Below are 16,786 nucleotides of genomic sequence, written 5' to 3' on the forward strand. Positions count from 1 at the left end.
GCCGCCGGGAACCAGAGTGTAGCGCGGCACGATGCGCGCCCGCGCCCGTGCGATACTCGGGACATTCCTCACCGCTCACCGCGCGGCCCGATGCCGGCCGCCCGCCCCACGTTCCGATGACCGCTTCCCACGATCCCGCCGCCGCTCCGTTCCCTTGCGCCCGCTTCATCAAGGAAATCGGCCGCGGCCCGCACGGCGCGCGCGCCCTGTCCGCCGAGGACACGTTCACGCTCTATCGCGCGATGCTCGATGCGCGCGTGTCGGACGTCGAACTCGGCGCGATCCTGATCGCCTATCGGCTGAAGGGCGAATCCGCCGACGAACTGGCCGCGATGCTCGCCGCCGCGCAGGCGTCGTTCGAGCCGGTGCACGTGCAGGACGCCGCGTTCCGCCCGGTGTCGATTCCGAGCTACAACGGCGCGCGCAAGCAACCGAACCTCGTGCCGCTGCTCGCGCTGCTGCTCGCGCGCGAAGGCGTGCCGGTGCTCGTGCATGGGGTCGAGCAGGATCCGGGCCGCGTGACGAGCGCCGAGATCTTCTCGGCGCTGTCGCTCCCGCCGTCGACGTCGCACGATGCGATCGAGGACACGCTCGCCGAACGCCGCGTCGCGTTCGCGCCGATCGACGTGCTGGCGCCGCGCATCGCGCACCTGCTGTCGATGCGCAGCGTGCTCGGCGTGCGCAACTCGACGCATACGCTCGTGAAGATCCTGCAGCCGTTCGCGCCGGCCGGGCTGCGGCTCGTCAACTACACGCACCCGCCGTACCGTGACAGCCTCGCGCAGTTGTTCCGCGATCATCCGGACGCCGCGCTCGGCGGCGCGCTGCTCGCGCGCGGCACCGAAGGCGAAGCGGTGGCCGACACGCGGCGCCAGGTGCAGGTCGACTGGCTGCATGACGGCGTGTGCGACACGCTGATCGAGGCCGAGCGTTCGTCGACCGACGCACCGCCCGTCGCGCTGCCCGAGTCGCGCGATGCGGCGACCACGGCCGCGTGGACGGACGCCGTGCTGCGCGGCGAGGTGCCGGTGCCCGACACCGTGGCGCGCCAGGTCGCGACGATCGTGCAGGTCGCCCGCATCGCGCGCTGACGACCTGCCCCTTTATCCCGACATTTGACACGCGAGCGCATCCTGGCATAGAGTGGCCGTCATGCGTTCCTTTCCGAACACCCTCCGAATTACCTCCGGCCGCCTAGCGCGGCCGCTATCGCTACGACTAGCCTAAGGCTGTCGTAGCGCCGTGTGCTGTTCGCACGGTCCTCCCAGCAGTTTCTCGCAGTACCCCTCTCGCAGTTTTTACAACCCGAAGTCGTCAGCCTTCGTCCGTCTATCCGTCGGCCGATTCGCGAAGATCATCCGCATCCGCGGCGCCATCGTGCGCCGGGATGCGAGGCAGCGCCAACCGTCGCCCATGCCGCCCCGTCTTCGCTCGCGACTTGAGACCCGAGGTCCAGAAGATGATGCGCAATCCGCAAGACAAGTACCGTCCGTTCGAGCCCGTTCGCCTCAATGGCCGCCGCTGGCCGGCCCGCACCATCGAGCGTGCGCCCGTGTGGATGAGCACCGACCTGCGCGACGGCAACCAGTCGCTGATCGAGCCGATGAGCATCGAGCAGAAGCTCGAGTTCTTCGAAATGCTGGTCGCCATCGGGTTCAAGGAGATCGAAGTCGGTTTTCCGTCGGCGTCGCAAACCGACTTCGATTTCGTCCGCAAGCTGATCGACGACAAGCGGATTCCCGACGACGTGACGATCGAGGTGCTCGTGCAGTCGCGCGAAGACCTGATCGCCCGTACGTTCGATGCGCTCGAAGGCGTGCCGCGCGCGATCGTGCACCTGTACAACGCGGTCTGCCCGTCGTTCCGCCGCATCGTGTTCGGCATGTCGAAGAACGACGTGAAGGCGCTCGCGATCGACGGCACGCGCATCATCAAGGCACACGCGGCCGCGCGCCCGGAGACGCACTGGACCTTCCAGTACTCGCCGGAAACCTTCAGCATGACCGAGCTGACGTTCGCGCGCGAGATCTGCGACGCGGTCGCGCAGACGTGGCGCCCGACCCGCGACCACAAGATGATCGTCAACCTGCCGGCCACCGTCGAGGCCGCAACCCCGAACGTGTTCGCCGACCAGATCGAATGGATGGACCGCAACCTCGCGTATCGCGACAGCATCGTGCTGTCCGTGCATCCGCACAACGATCGCGGCACCGCGGTCGCGGCGGCCGAACTCGCGCTGCTCGCGGGCGCCGACCGCATCGAAGGCTGCCTGTTCGGCAACGGCGAGCGCACCGGCAACGTCGATCTCGTCACGCTCGCGCTGAACCTCTACACGCAAGGCATCGACCCGGGCCTCGACTTCTCCGACATCGACGCCGTGCGCCGCGTCGTCGAACGCTGCAACCAGATTCCCGTGCATCCGCGCCATCCGTACGCGGGCGACCTCGTGTTCACCGCGTTTTCCGGCTCGCACCAGGACGCGATCCGCAAGGGCTTCGCGCAGCAGCACCCCGATGCGATCTGGGAAGTGCCGTACCTGCCGATCGACCCCGCGGATCTCGGCCGCAGCTATGACGCGGTGATCCGCGTGAACAGCCAGTCCGGCAAGGGCGGCGTGACCTTCCTGCTCGAACGCGGGATGGGCTTCACGCCGACGCGCCGCGTCCAGATCGAGTTCAGCCATGCGGTGCAGACGCTCGCCGACGCATCGGGCGAGGAAGTGACGGGCGACACGATCTGCGCGCTGTTCGCGCGCGAATTCTTCGAGACGGACGGCCCGGCCGCGCGCCACGGCAGCGGCGCGCGCTGGCAAAACCGCGAGATCGCGCTGGCGCCCGCCGCCGACGCGACGCCCGACGACGCCGTGCGACGTTTCGCCGCGGCATTCGCGAGCGCCGCCGGCGCCACGATCGACATCGCGTCGTGCGAATCCACGCGCACGGCGGACGGCCGGGTCGCGGTATCGGTCGGCTGCCGGGTCGGCGACGCGCCGCTGCGGCACGGTGTCGGCGTGCACGCCGATGCGGCGAGTGCGGCGCTCGATGCGGTCGTCAGCGCGATCAACCGCTCGGCATGGCACTGCGCGGATCGCCGCGCAGCGGCCTGAACGCGGGGCTTCGATGCAGGGTTGAAACGTCAGCGAGCGGGGCGTGACCGCCCGTGCGACGCGCGATCCGCGCCGCACGCGGCAACAAAAAGCGGCTCAGAAGGCCGCTTCGGTCGGGACATGAAAAAGCGCGTTACCCGCGCTCACGCCTCGGTCGCGCACCGCGTCGCCTGCCACGCGAACAGGCTCCAGCGACCGTGGTCGTGCGTGTGGACGGACGTATAGGCAATCGGGAACACGAGGCCGCCGTTGTTGGTTTCCATCTCGATCAACGCGCGCCCGGTCACGACGCAGGTCTCGTCGCCGACCGGCAGCACGTCCTGCGACTGGATTTCGATCTGGCGATAGCGGCGGCGGCCGGCGACGATGGCGTCGATGAACTGCTGCTTGGTTTCGCGTTTGCCGTTGGTATGGACGAAAAACACCTTGTCCGACAACAGCGCGTCGAGCGCCTCGCCGTCGCCGTCCACCATCGCCCGGAACCGGTCGCGCTCGAGCGCGCGGATCGCATCGACCACCTTCGCCATCGCCTGACTCCTCGGCAACGCGCCCGCCTTGCACGGGCGTACGGATCAGAAGTTGTACTGCAGGTAGAACTGGTGGAAATTTATACCAGGATTCGGCTCTTTGATACCCGCGTTAGACACATGTTCAAAACGGTAGCCGACCTGATACTGTTGCCGTTGGCCGAACTGCACGCCCACGCCGCCCGTCGGCGCGAACTGGAACGCGGTCGACAGCGAGAAATTGTCCGAGATCGTCGGGTGCGTCAGGAGCCGGACGCCGCCGCCCGCCTCGATGAACGGGCGAATCTGCCCGCTGCTCTTGATGAAGCGGAACATCGGCGTCACGCCGAACTCGCCGATGCTGCTGTGGACGTTGCCGCCCGTGTGCCAGTAGCCGGCATGCCCTTCGACGACGAACGCGAAGTGCCAGCCGCCGACTTCCCACCAGTTCCAGCCCGGATCCCACACCACGCCGATATCGGCCTTGTCGACCCCGTGACGATCCGAAAACCCGCCGCCCGCCTGGATCCCCCAGCGATCCGCGAAAGCCGCACCCGATCCGCCCAGAAGAGACGCTGCCAGCATCGCATGCAGCACCAGCCGGCTGCGGGGCCGGCGATTCTTCTTATTGTTCATCTGACACTCCAACTTTGTGGGTTGAATGGAGCCTGCCGCAACGGCCGGGCCCGAGCGAACTGAATGGTATGGTAAAGGACTTTTCGGATCGGCATCACGAAACGAAATGGCTTCCTTCCAAAACGACAAAAATCGAAATCGTCTACTGATTCCCATCAGAAACAACGGCTTACGGAACTTCGTGGCGCCACCCTGGTCGCAGAATAGACTATCGGCTCGACTGGTTCGATAGAAAAATGGGGAACTCCGATGCCCCCGCCCGCTCTAAGGAATTAGCACTCACCTTGCGGGAGTGCTAAGATGATCCACGGAATCTCATTCGAGACCGGGGGTTTGTCCCTGATTCCAAAGGAGTTTTTAGTGAGCAACGCCCTGACCCTCCCGAACACCCTGAGCCCGACGCCGGCCAAGGCCGAATCGGCAGGCTCGCTGGCGCTCGCAGCCCAATCGATGTTGCCCGGCCAGCTCGGCAACATCGACGCGTACATCCAGGCCGTCAACCGCATCCCGCTGCTGACCGCCGAGGAGGAACGCCGCTACGCAACCGAATTCCGCGACGACAACAACCTCGACGCGGCGCGCCGTCTCGTGCTGTCGCACCTGCGTCTCGTCGTGTCGATCGCGCGCAACTATCTCGGCTACGGCCTGCCGCACGGCGACCTGATCCAGGAAGGCAACATCGGCCTGATGAAAGCCGTGAAGCGATTCGACCCGGCGCAAAACGTGCGCCTGGTGTCGTATGCGATTCACTGGATCAAGGCCGAGATCCACGAGTACATCCTGCGCAACTGGCGCATGGTGAAGGTCGCGACGACGAAGGCGCAGCGCAAGCTGTTCTTCAACCTGCGCAGCCACAAGAAGAGCATGCAGGCGATGACGCCCGAGGAAATCGACGGCCTCGCGCAGGAGCTCAACGTCAAGCGCGAGGAAGTCACCGAGATGGAAACGCGCCTGTCGGGCGGCGACATCGCGCTCGAAGGCCAGGTGGAAGACGGCGAGGAGTCGTACGCGCCGATCGCCTACCTGGCCGACTCGCACAACGAGCCGACCGCCGTGCTCGCCGCGCGTCAGCGCGACATGCTGCAGACGGACGGCATCGCGCAGGCGCTCGACGCGCTCGATGCACGCAGCCGCCGCATCATCGAGGCGCGCTGGCTGCACGTCGACGACGACGGCTCGGGCGGCTCGACGCTGCACGATCTCGCCGCCGAGTTCGGCGTGTCGGCGGAACGCATCCGCCAGATCGAAGCGAGCGCGATGAAAAAGATGCGCACGGCGCTCGCCGAATACGCGTAAATCGCGGCAATTTAGAGCGCTTCGTCGAAAACCGCTGCCTGACCGGCAGCGGTTTTTTTTCGTCCGTTTTTCCGCTGCTTTTCCCCCGCTTTTCAACGCGTTTCACACGCCGTTTCTACGCCGATTAATTGACCTGATTCATCGGATATTGCGTCATTTGCAGCGCCCTTCCACATAACCTTGATCCACCTCAATTTTTACCCCACGCTTCGCGACGGTCTGCCGCAGCGCAGCACTCGGCAGCGGAAAGCCGTCCTTTTAAAATTGGCATGTCAGGCGCAAAAGGATTAAAACAGCTTCACGGCCGTCACCAATCCGACGTAAAGTCGCCCCCAATCCGATCTCAATCGATTCAGGATAATCGCCTTGATCTCGATCAATAAAGAGCCTTCGCGGCCGGCCGGCACGATCGGCTGGCGCGCGCGCATCGCCGCGTGGGCACGCGGCCCCACCCTCGCCCGCGACATCGCGCTGGTGCTGATCGTCAAGCTGATCCTCCTGATGTCGCTCAAATACGCATTCTTCAATCATCCGCAGGCCGAGCACATGTCGTTGCCGCCTGCCGCCGTGGCCGAGAAGCTGCTCTCGGTGCCGGCGCCTGCATCTACCGAGGGAGACCACCATGATAAGTAGCGAAGTCGTCGATCTGTCACGTCTGCAGTTCGGCATCACGGCGCTCTACCACTTCCTGTTCGTGCCGCTGACGCTCGGCCTGTCCTGGCTGCTCGTCATCATGGAAGCCGTCTACGTGATGACCGGCAAACAGGTCTACAAGGACATGACCCAGTTCTGGGGCAAGCTGTTCGGGATCAACTTCGCGATGGGCGTGACGACCGGCATCACGCTCGAATTCCAGTTCGGCACGAACTGGTCGTACTACTCGCACTACGTCGGCGACATCTTCGGCGTGCCGCTCGCGGTCGAAGGCCTGATGGCGTTCTTCCTCGAATCCACGTTCGTCGGCCTGTTCTTCTTCGGCTGGAACCGCCTGTCGAAGGTCAAGCACCTGGTCGTCACGTTCCTCGTCGCGCTGGGCTCGAACCTGTCCGCGCTGTGGATCCTCGTCGCGAACGGCTGGATGAACAACCCGGTCGGCGCCGAGTTCAACTACCAGACGATGCGTATGGAGCTGACGAGCCTGTTCGACGTGCTGTTCAACCCGGTCGCGCAGGTGAAGTTCGTGCACACCGTGTCGGCCGGTTACGTGACGGCCGCGATGTTCGTGCTCGGCATTTCGTCGTGGTACCTGCTGAAAAAGCGCGACGTCGACTTCGCGCTGCGCTCGTTCGCGGTCGCGGCCGGCTTCGGCCTCGCGGCCACGCTGTGCGTGATCGTGCTCGGCGACGAATCGGGCTACACGACCGGCGAAGTGCAGAAGATGAAGCTCGCCGCGATCGAATCGGAATGGGAAACCCAGCCGGCGCCGGCATCGTTCACGCTGATCGGCATCCCGAACCAGAAGGAAGAACGCACCGACTACGCGATCAAGATCCCGTACGCGCTCGGCCTGATCGCGACGCGCTCGATCGACGAGCCGGTGATCGGCCTGCGCGAGCTCGCGAAGCACAGCGAGGAACACATCCAGAGCGGGATGGTCGCGTACGGCGCCTTGCAGAAGATCAAGGAAGGCGACACGAGCGACGCGACCCGCGCGCTGTTCGACCAGCACAAGCAGTATCTCGGCTACGGACTGATGCTCAAGCAGTTCACGCCGAACGTGGTCGATGCGACGCCCGAGCAGATCAAGGCCGCCGCGAAGAAGACGATCCCGCCGGTCGCGCCCGTATTCTTCTCGTTCCGGATCATGGTGTTCCTCGGCTTCCTGTTCCTCGCGACCTTCGTCGCCGCGTTCTGGTTCTGCGCGCGCCGGCAGTTGCTGCAGGACAACCGCCGCTGGTTCCTGCGCTATGCGGTGTGGGCGATCCCGCTGCCGTGGCTCGCCGCGGAATTCGGCTGGGTCGTCGCCGAGCTCGGCCGCCAGCCGTGGACGATCGCGGGCATCCTGCCGACGCATCTGTCCGCGTCCAGCCTGACGTCGACGGACCTGTACCTGAGCCTCGCCGGTTTCATCGCGTTCTACACGGTACTGTTCATCATCGAGATCAAGCTGATGTTCAAGTACGCGCGCCTCGGCCCGTCGTCGCTGCATACCGGCCGCTATCACCACGAACTCGCCGCCGCCGGCGAGCGGGCCGCGGTCTGAGCACGCCCTCGCAACCGAACAAGGAATCGCTATGGACTATGCAACTCTCAAGCTGATCTGGTGGCTGCTCGTCGGCGTGCTGCTGATCGGCTTCGCCGTCACCGACGGCTTCGACATGGGCGCGACCGCGCTGCTGCCGTTCCTCGGCAAGACCGACGAGGAGCGCCGCATCATCGTCAACACGGTCGGCGCGACGTGGGAAGGCAACCAGGTGTGGCTGATCACGGCCGGCGGTGCGATGTTCGCCGCGTGGCCGCTCGTCTACGCCGCGTCGTTCTCCGGCTTCTACTTCGCGATGCTGCTCGTGCTGTTCGCGCTGTTCTTCCGGCCGGTGGGCTTCGACTACCGCAGCAAGCGGCCCGACCCGCGCTGGCGCGCGGGCTGGGACTGGGGCCTGTTCGTCGGCGGCTTCGTGCCGGCGCTGGTGTTCGGCGTCGCGTTCGGCAACCTGCTGCAGGGCGTGCCGTTCAAGTTCGACAGCGACCTGCGCGTGACCTACTACGGCGGCTTCTGGGCGCTGCTGAACCCGTTCGCGCTGCTGTGCGGGCTCGTCAGCCTCACGATGCTCGTCGCGCACGGCGCCGCGTTCATCAAGATGAAGACCGACGGCGTGATCGCGCGCCGTGCGTCGATCGCGCTGCGCGTCGCGTCGTTCCTCGCGGTCGTGCTGTTCGTGCTGGCCGGCGTGCTCGTCGCTTCGTATATCGGCGGCTTCCACATCACCCACGCCGCGCCGACCGACACCGTCGCGAACCCGCTGCTCAAGGACGTCGCCGCCGGTTCGGGCCTCTGGCTCGCGAACTACGGCGAGTATCCGTGGATGATCGCGGCGCCCGTCGTCGGGATCGCGGGCGGCGTGCTCGCGCTGCTGCTCGCCGGCTCGAAGCAGGAGAAGACGGCGTTCTTCTGCACGGGCCTGATGATCGTCGGCGTGATCCTGACCGCCGGCTTCTCGATGTTCCCGTTCATCATGCCGTCGTCGCTCGACCCGCGCAGCAGCCTGACCGTGTGGGATTCGACGTCGAGCCACATGACGCTGCAGGTAATGCTGTTCGCGGTGATCGTGTTCCTGCCGATCATCCTGCTCTACACGAGCTGGGTGTATCGCGTGATGCGCGGCAAGGTCACGCACCAGACGCTCGAAGAGAACAAGCACTCGATGTATTGACGCACTGAACCGGGCCGGGGCGCGCAGGCGCCCTCGCCCACCGTTTCGCAAGGAGTCGGATCATGTGGTATTTCAGCTGGATTCTCGGTATCGGCGTCGCGCTGTCGTTCGGCATCGTCAACGCGATGTGGCTCGAAGCGCGGCAGAAGCCGCAGGAAGCGCCGGTGCGTGCGCGCCGCGACTGACGCAGTGACGCACCGCGCGCGATACGCGCGGCCGCCGTCCGACAACGGAAAGAACCTCGCTTCGCGCGAGGTTTTTTTTCGTCACGGCCGCGCCGGCGGGACGTCGCACGGCGATGCCAATTTAGCGCCAGATTGATACCACTTGAATACCAATAAAAGGTTTCATAAGATCGTTGGACACGGCCGCTGACAGGCCGATTCCTTCTGGGTGGGGGAGACATGCGAATCCCGTGTGTGGCGTGCGCGTGCGCGCCGTGTCGATGTCCGCGTGCCACGGCGCGTGCCGTCGTCGCGCTCGTGCGCGGCCAACCGTGCGCCGTCGATTGCGGCCGTCTCGCCGCTGCAGCGAACGCCGCGAGCCGCCGATGATTCCGCGCACGCCGCCGCGCCGCGCCGACCGGCACGCATGCCCGCCTCCCGTTCCGTAACGCACGCGCCCGCGTGCCGAGTGCGCGCGGCGCAGCCGCATCGCTCCGCGTGCTGGTATCTCCCGCAGCTCCACTGAAAGACCCGATCGCAGCGACGTCGCGTCACGGCGCCGCTACGCCCCCTTTTTCTCAGGAGTTCGAATTGAAGCGTACCTTGCCCTCCCTCATTGCCGGCCTGCTGATCGCGGTGCTGTCGCCGGCGGTGATCTCCGCGGCGCCGGCGTCGGCCGCCGCTGGCGCGAACGCCGGCACCGCGCAAGCGGCCGCCGCCCAGGCGGCCAGCCTCGCGATGCTGCTGTCGAACGGCCTCGCGTTGCGCGTGGCCGTCGACAACAACCACGCGGCCGCGGCCGGCGTACCGTGCGCCGATCTCGGCGCCGACGGCGCCGCCTGCGCGACCGGCCGCCTGATCCTGCAGAACCGAGGCCATGCGGCGATCGCCGACGGCGGCTGGAAGCTCTACCTGCACAGCATCCGCCGCCTGCTGCGGATCGACCGGCCGGGCTTCGCGCTGCGGCGGCTCACCGGCGACCTGTACGAGCTGACGCCGCAGCCGGGCTCGGTGCGGCTCGCGCCCGGCGAGCGCATCGAGCTGCCGTTCGTCGCCGAATACTGGCTGCTGCGTTACAGCGACGTGATTCCGCGTCCGTACGTCGTCGTCGACGGCGCGCCGCCGGCCGTGCTGCGCTACGACGACACCGACAACGAGCTGCGCTACGTCGAATCGCTGCCGGCCGACGCGCAGAACAACTCGACCGGCAACGCGCCGCCCGTGGCCGCGCGGCCCGATCCCGGTCGCGCGCTGCCGAGCGTGAAGCGCGAGCTGCCGCTGCCCGGCACGCTCGAGCTGCGCGGCGTCGAACTCGCGCTGCCGGACCTGCCGGACGCGCAGGTCGCGGCGCTGCGCGAGCGCGCGACGACCCTCGGACTCGACGGCGCAGGCGTGCCGGTACGCGGCTTCGTCGCGCCGCGCCGGCTGCCGGCCGACCTCGCGACACCGGGTGGCTACCGGCTCGCGATCGGGCCGCGCGGCGTGCTGATCGAAGGCTACGATCGCGCGGGCCTCTACTACGGCGTGCAGACGCTCTACTCGCTCGCGCCGGCCGGCGGCGGCCCGATCCCGGCGATGCTCGTCGAGGATGCGCCGCGCTTCACGCATCGCGGGATGCACGTCGACCTCGCGCGCAACTTCAAGCAGCCGGCGACGCTGCGCCGCCTGATCGACCAGATGAGCGCGTACAAGCTCAACCGCCTGCACCTGCATCTGTCCGACGACGAAGGCTGGCGCATCGAGATTCCCGGCCTGCCCGAGCTGACCGAGATCGGGGGACGCCGCTGCCACGACCCGAGCGAGACGCGCTGCCTGCTGCCGCAGCTCGGCTCCGGGCCGGACAATCGCTCGGGCGGCGGCTACCTGACGCGCGACGACTACGTGGCGCTCGTGCGCTACGCGGCCGCGCGCTTCGTTCAGATCATTCCCGAGATCGACATGCCCGCGCATGCGCGGGCGGCCGTCGTGACGATGGAGGCGCGCTACCGGCGGCTGCATGCGGCGGGTCGCGAGCAGGAAGCGAACGCATACCGGCTGCTCGACCCGCAGGACACGACGAACCTGACGACGGTGCAGTTCTACGACCGGCGCAGCGACCTGAACCCGTGCGTGCCGGGCGCGCTCAACTTCGCGTCGAAGGTGATCCGCGAGATCGCGGCGATGCACGCGGACGCGCAGGCGCCGCTGCAGACGTGGCACTACGGCGGCGACGAAGCGAAGAACATCTTCCTCGGCGGCGGCTTCCAGCCGCTGAACGGCACCGACCCGAACAAGGGGCGCATCGATCTGGCCGCGCAGGACAAGCCGTGGGCGCGTTCGCCCGCTTGCACGGCGCTGCTCCAGCGCGGCGAGATCAAGTCGATCGACGAGCTGCCGACGCGTTTCGCGAAACAGGTGAGCGCGGCGGTCAACGCGAACGGGATCGGCACGATGGCCGCGTGGCAGGACGGCATCAAGCATGCGAACGGGCCACAGGATTTCAGCACGCGCCACGTGATGGTGTCGCTGTGGGACACGATCTTCTGGGGCGCGTCGGACAGCGCGCGCGACCTGAGCGGCAAGGGCTACCAGACGGTGCTCGCGCTGCCCGACTACCTGTACTTCGACTTCCCGTACACGCTCAATCCGCGCGAGCGCGGCTACTACTGGGGCTCGCACGCGACCGACGAGTACAAGGTGTTCTCGCTCGCGCCGGAGAACCTGCCGCAGAACGCCGAAGTGATGGGCGACCGCGACGGCAACCCGTTCGAGGTGACGGGCACGGGCCCCGCGCCGCGCATCGATGGCATGCAGGGCCAGGCGTGGGGCGAGGTGATGCGCAACGACACCTTTCTCGAATACATGACCTATCCGCGACTGCTCGCGCTCGCCGAGCGCGCGTGGCACCGGGCCGACTGGGAGCTGCCGTATGCGGCCGGCGTGCGCTTCAAGCGCGGCGACACGCATCACGTCGACATCGCCACGCTGCAGCGCGACTGGGCCGGCTTCGCGACGCTGCTCACGCAACGCGAATTGCCGAAGCTCGACCGCGCCGGCGTCGGCTACCGGAAGCCGACCTTCACGCTGACGAATCCGTGATCGGCTGACCGGCCAGGCAGTCGAGCGACAAGCGATGCGGCGCAACGCATCGCGTATCGCGCACCGCCGTCTCCAAAGCAAAAACGGCTTGCGACATCGTCGTCGCAAGCCGTTTTCTTTTGGCCTCTCTTGACCGCCGACCCGCATCCGCCGCGCGGAGGCCGGGCCGGCTTCACCGCATCACGCCGGTTGGGCTGCCGCCCCGCCGCCCGACGGCGGCAGGCGCGCGCCGAGTTGTTCGGCATAGCGCGCGGCCGCGTTGCCGCAGACGATGTGGAACGTGTCGAGCGACACCCACGCGACGTCGAGCGTGCCGAGACGCTCGCGATCGACCGCCGACGGATCGCGCACGACCACGCGCAGGCGCGTGGTGGCCACCGCATCGAGCGACGCGACGTTGGTCGCACCGCCGAACACCGCGAGCCAGCGGGTCGGTTCCGGATCGAGCGGGCCGGCGGCCGCGCCCGTGACCGGCTGCGCGGCGGCCGTCGCCGGCGCGGCCGCACCGGTCGCGCCGCCGCCGATCGCGGCACGCATCTCGTCGGCAATGATGTCGGCCTCGGGCCCGATGATCACCTGCACGCTGTTGCCGCCGCGCTTGAGCACGCCGCGCGCGCCGATCGACTTCAGTTGCGGCTCCGATACCTGCTCCGGATCGACGACGGTCAGGCGCAGGCGCGTCGTGCACGCGTCGACGACCGACAGGTTGGCCGCGCCGCCGAGCGCGGCGATGTAGCGTTGCGCGCGCGGTGCGGCAGCCGTTGCAGCCGCGCCCGCGGCCGGTGCGACGAACCCGCCCGATGCGTACGATTCCGTGGCCGCATCGGTCGACGCCGGCTCGCGGCCCGGCGTGGCCATGTTGAACTTGCGGATGAAGAAGCGGAACAGCCCGTAGTACGCGGCGCCGTACGCGATGCCGAGCGGAATCGCGATCCAGCCCTTCGTCGACAGCCCGTAGTTCAGCACGTAGTCGATCGCGCCGGCGGAGAACGTGAAGCCGAGCTTCACGCCGAGAATCTGGCAGATCGCGAGCGACAAGCCCGTCAGCACCGCGTGGATCACGTACAGCACCGGCGCGAGGAACATGAAGCTGAACTCGATCGGCTCGGTCACGCCGGTCAGGAACGACGTCAGCGCCATCGAGAACAGCAGGCCGCCGACCATCGCGCGGCGCTCCTTCGGCGCCTCGTGCAGCATCGCGAGACACGCCGCCGGCAGGCCGAACATCATGATCGGGAAGAAGCCGGCCATGAAGGTGCCCGCGGTCGGGTCGCCCGCGAAGAAGCGGTGCAGGTCGCCGTGCACGATCTCGCCGCCGGCGGGCGGCGTGAAGTTGCCGAACACGAACCACGCGAGCGAGTTGATGATGTGGTGCAGGCCGGTGACGAGCAGCAGACGGTTCAGGAAGCCGAACACGAACGCACCGATCGCGCCCGCCGTCGTCAGCCACTGGCCGGCCGCGTCGATCGCATGCTGGATCGGCTGCCACACGTACCCGAACGCGATGCCCAGTATCACGCAGACCAGCCCGGTGATGATCGGCACGAACCGCTTGCCGCCGAAGAACGCGAGGTAGTCCGGCAGCTTGATGTCCTTGTAGCGGTTGTACAGCAGGCCCGCGACGACCCCCGCGATGATCCCGGACAGCACGCCCATGTTCAGCTTGGGATCGATGTCCTTCATGATCGCGGTTTCGATCAGGTAACCGATCGCGCCCGCGAGCGCCGCCACGCCGTTGTTGTCCTTCGCGAAGCCGACCGCCACGCCGATCGCGAACAAGAGCGGCAGGTTGTCGAAGATCGCGCCGCCGGCGTCGGCGATCATCTTGATGTTGAACACGTCCGGCTGGCCGAGTCGCAGCAGGATGCCGGCGACCGGCAATACCGCGATCGGCAGCATCAGTGCCCGGCCCAGGCCCTGTATTTTCAGAAACGGATTCCCGTTCATTCAGTCCTCCAATCCTTGTCTCGTCATTAATCGTCGTTGAGCGAATGCCTTCGTCGTGAAACCGGTCGCGAACCTGCCGTCGACGCTCAGTCGAGCGGCCAGACCTCGCGGCTTGCTGCCCTTACCGCCTGTGCCGAGTCGAGCGCGAGCAGATCCTGCGCGCGCTGACGGCACAACTGGTAATCGAGACGGCGCACACGCGCCTTGATGCCCGGCACCGACACCGGATCGACCGACAGTTCGGTCACGCCGAGGCCCACCAGGACCGGCACCGCGAGCGGATCGCCGCCGAGCGCGCCGCATACGCCGACCCACTTGCCGTGCTTCGCGGCGCCGCGCACCGCGATGTCGATCAGGCGCAGCACGGCCGGATGCAGGCCGTCGGACTGCGCGGCCAGGTCGGCCTGGCAGCGGTCCATCGCGAGCGTGTACTGGGTCAGGTCGTTGGTGCCGATCGACAGGAAATCCGCGTGCTGCGCGAGCTGGTCGGCCAGCAGCGCGGCCGACGGCACCTCGATCATCACGCCGACCTCGATCGGCTCGGTGCGGCCCTGCGCGCGCGCGAATTCGTCGATGCGCTTGCGCAGCCGCACGAGCTCGCCTGCGTCGGTCACCATCGGCAGCAGGATGCGCACCGCGCCAAACGGCTTCACCGCGAGCAGGCCCTGCAACTGATCGTCGAGCAGATCGGGGCGCACCTGCGCGAGACGGATGCCGCGCAGGCCGAGCGCCGGGTTCGGTTCGGGCGGCAGCGTCAGGTAGTCGACTTCCTTGTCCGCGCCGACGTCGAGCGTGCGGATGATCGCCGTGCGGCCCTGCAGCGCGTCGACGATCGACTGGTAGCTCTGCTGATGCTCGACCACCGTCGGCGCGGCCTGGCGATGGATGAACATCAGTTCGGTGCGCAGCAGGCCGACCGCGTCCGCGCCGTTGTCGACCGCGGTACTCGCGTCGTCGAGCGTCGCGATGTTCGCGGCGACCTCGATCGCGCGACCGTCGACCGTCGCGGCCGCCTCGCCGGCCTGTTGCCGGTTCGCCTCGCGCACGCCGTCCAGGCGCTGGCGCTCGTGCCGCGCGCGCTCGACGTCGAGCGCGGTCGGGGCATGTTCGAGCCGGCCCGCGCTCGCATCGACGACGACCTGCGTGCCGTCCGGAATCGCGTACAGTGCATCGCCGACCGCCACCAGCGCCGGGATGCCGAGCTGCCGCGCGATGATCGCCGCGTGCGACGTCGCGCCGCCGCGCGCCATCACGAGCGCGGTCACACGTTCGCGATCGAGCGACGCCAGGTCGGACGGCGTGAATTCCTCGGCCGCGAGCACGGCCTCGTCGGGCAGCGCGCGCGCGGCGCCGTTCGTATGGCCGAGCGCGCGCAGCACGCGCTTCTCGATGTCGCGCAGGTCGGCCGCGCGTTCGGCGAGCAGCGCGTCGTCGAGCTTCGACAGCGTGTCGATCTGCGTGCGGATCGTCGCGCGCCACGCGAAGCCCGCGCCCTTGCCGAGACTGATCAGGTCGCGCGCCGCGTCGACCAGCGTCGGGTCCTCCAGCAGCACGCGATGCACCGCGAAGATGCCCGCCTCGCCCACCGCGCCGCGCGCCGAGGCGTTGCGCACCGTTTCGCCGAGTTCGGCGTCGACCGCCTTCAGCGCCTGGTCGAGGCGGCGGCTTTCCGCGGCCGGCGTGCCGGACGCCTGCTCGGGCGGCACGATGTCCGCATCGTCGAGACGCACCAGCGTGCCGACCGCGATGCCGGGCGCCGCGCATACGCCGGCGAGCGTGTTCGGGTCGAGCGTCGCGCCGGGTGCGTGCGCGATGGCTTGCGGCGCGGGCGACTTCAGCCGCGCCGGCTTTTCTTCCACTTCGCCGTGCGCCTCGCGCAGCAGCTCGCGCTCGACCGCATCGACGGCCTGCTGCGCGTGCGCGCCGCGCCCGACCAGTTCGACCGTCGCGCCTTCGCCAGCGCCGAGGCCGAGCAGGCCGACGACGCTCGCGATCGACGCCTTGCGGCCGTCGAACAGCACGTCGACGGTCGCATCGAACCCGCGCACGGCTTCACGCGCCCGTGCGGCCGGCCGCGCATGCAGCCCGCCCGGCTGCGCGAGCACGATCTCGCGGCGCACTTCGTTCTGCGCGGCAGCACCGGCCTGCGCCGCCTGCGCGGCGGCTTCGCCCTTGCCGCGCAGCGCGAGCAACGGCGTCTCGCCGGCGGTCGCGAAACCGCTCGCGCGCTCGACCACCTCGAACGCGTCGGAATTCGCGATCGCGATCACCGACACGAGCGAATGCGCGTGGCGCGCCACCGCGTCCTGGTCGAACTCGATCAACAGCGCGCCTGCCTCGACACGCGCGCCGGCTTCGACGTGCGCGGTGAAGCCCTGCCCGTTCAGCTCGACGGTGTCGATGCCGATGTGCAGCAGCACTTCCGCGCCTTGCGGTGTCGTGATCGTGACCGCATGGCCCGTGCGCGCGAGATGCGACACGACGCCCGCGCACGGCGCGACGAGCCGGCCCGCGAGCGGGTCGATGCCGATGCCGTCGCCGAACATCCCGCCGGAGAACACCGGATCGGGCACGTCGGCCAGCGCGACGATCGGCCCCGTCAATGGGCTGAGCAGAACGATCTGATCGTGGGTGGGGCTCTTCAACTGGGATTCCTCGGCGCGTCTCATCGGCTTTCTCGGC

At 67.9% G+C, this 16,786-nt stretch carries 12 protein-coding genes; 8 read left to right on the forward strand and 4 right to left on the reverse strand.

The features are described from left to right. Positions 1–116 precede the first annotated feature (116 nt). Both ybiB and leuA read left to right on the forward strand, forming a co-directional pair. The gene (ybiB, locus tag DTA15_RS30655) at positions 117–1,091 is read left to right on the forward strand and encodes a DNA-binding protein YbiB (protein ID WP_006483732.1); all 975 of its coding nucleotides are present in this window, start codon (positions 117–119) and stop codon (positions 1,089–1,091) included. Positions 1,092–1,459: 368 nt separating this feature from the next. Continuing rightward, a complete protein-coding gene (gene leuA / locus DTA15_RS30660; RefSeq protein ID WP_006483729.1) occupies positions 1,460–3,106 on the forward strand; it encodes a 2-isopropylmalate synthase in 1,647 nt (548 codons plus the stop codon). A gap of 143 nt (positions 3,107–3,249) precedes the next feature. Here the strand turns inward: leuA and DTA15_RS30665 are convergent, their stop codons facing one another. Both DTA15_RS30665 and pagL read right to left on the reverse strand, forming a co-directional pair. Beyond that, positions 3,250–3,633: a nuclear transport factor 2 family protein gene (locus DTA15_RS30665; protein ID WP_006483747.1), complete on the reverse strand. Its 384-nt coding sequence runs from the start codon at positions 3,631–3,633 to the stop codon at positions 3,250–3,252. A gap of 45 nt (positions 3,634–3,678) precedes the next feature. Next, the gene (gene pagL, locus DTA15_RS30670; RefSeq protein WP_006483740.1) at positions 3,679–4,248 is read right to left on the reverse strand and encodes a lipid A 3-O-deacylase PagL; all 570 of its coding nucleotides are present in this window, start codon (positions 4,246–4,248) and stop codon (positions 3,679–3,681) included. A 360-nt stretch (positions 4,249–4,608) separates the two neighbouring features. On the opposite strand from pagL, the gene rpoH reads away from it, so the two are divergent. From rpoH to DTA15_RS30710, 6 genes are all read left to right on the forward strand, one after another. Beyond that, complete coding sequence (gene rpoH, locus DTA15_RS30680; protein ID WP_006483735.1) at positions 4,609–5,544, forward strand: RNA polymerase sigma factor RpoH; 936 nt, start codon at positions 4,609–4,611, stop codon at positions 5,542–5,544. A gap of 360 nt (positions 5,545–5,904) precedes the next feature. Further along, positions 5,905–6,177, forward strand: a complete 273-nt coding sequence (gene cydP, locus DTA15_RS30685) for a cytochrome oxidase putative small subunit CydP (protein ID WP_369718778.1) — start codon at positions 5,905–5,907, stop codon at positions 6,175–6,177. Beyond that, positions 6,167–7,747, forward strand: a complete 1,581-nt coding sequence (locus DTA15_RS30690; protein ID WP_006483728.1) for a cytochrome ubiquinol oxidase subunit I — start codon at positions 6,167–6,169, stop codon at positions 7,745–7,747. The genes cydP and DTA15_RS30690 overlap by 11 nt, the downstream gene beginning before the upstream one ends. A gap of 31 nt (positions 7,748–7,778) precedes the next feature. Next, entirely contained in the window at positions 7,779–8,915 is a 1,137-nt protein-coding gene (cydB, locus tag DTA15_RS30695; protein WP_006483746.1) for a cytochrome d ubiquinol oxidase subunit II, read from the forward strand. A 62-nt stretch (positions 8,916–8,977) separates the two neighbouring features. Continuing rightward, positions 8,978–9,100: a cytochrome bd-I oxidase subunit CydX gene (gene cydX / locus DTA15_RS30700; RefSeq protein WP_006483737.1), complete on the forward strand. Its 123-nt coding sequence runs from the start codon at positions 8,978–8,980 to the stop codon at positions 9,098–9,100. A 570-nt stretch (positions 9,101–9,670) separates the two neighbouring features. Next, positions 9,671–12,157, forward strand: a complete 2,487-nt coding sequence (locus DTA15_RS30710; RefSeq protein WP_012492396.1) for a beta-N-acetylhexosaminidase — start codon at positions 9,671–9,673, stop codon at positions 12,155–12,157. A gap of 180 nt (positions 12,158–12,337) precedes the next feature. On the opposite strand, the gene nagE is transcribed toward DTA15_RS30710, so the two are convergent. After that, the gene (nagE, locus tag DTA15_RS30715) at positions 12,338–14,104 is read right to left on the reverse strand and encodes an N-acetylglucosamine-specific PTS transporter subunit IIBC (protein ID WP_012492395.1); all 1,767 of its coding nucleotides are present in this window, start codon (positions 14,102–14,104) and stop codon (positions 12,338–12,340) included. 86 nt (positions 14,105–14,190) lie between these two features. Continuing rightward, a complete protein-coding gene (gene ptsP / locus DTA15_RS30720) occupies positions 14,191–16,773 on the reverse strand; it encodes a phosphoenolpyruvate--protein phosphotransferase (protein WP_012492394.1) in 2,583 nt (860 codons plus the stop codon). Positions 16,774–16,786 lie beyond the last annotated feature (13 nt).

This window comes from Burkholderia cenocepacia (genome assembly GCF_900446215.1).
GTDB classification, from domain to species: domain Bacteria; phylum Pseudomonadota; class Gammaproteobacteria; order Burkholderiales; family Burkholderiaceae; genus Burkholderia; species Burkholderia cenocepacia.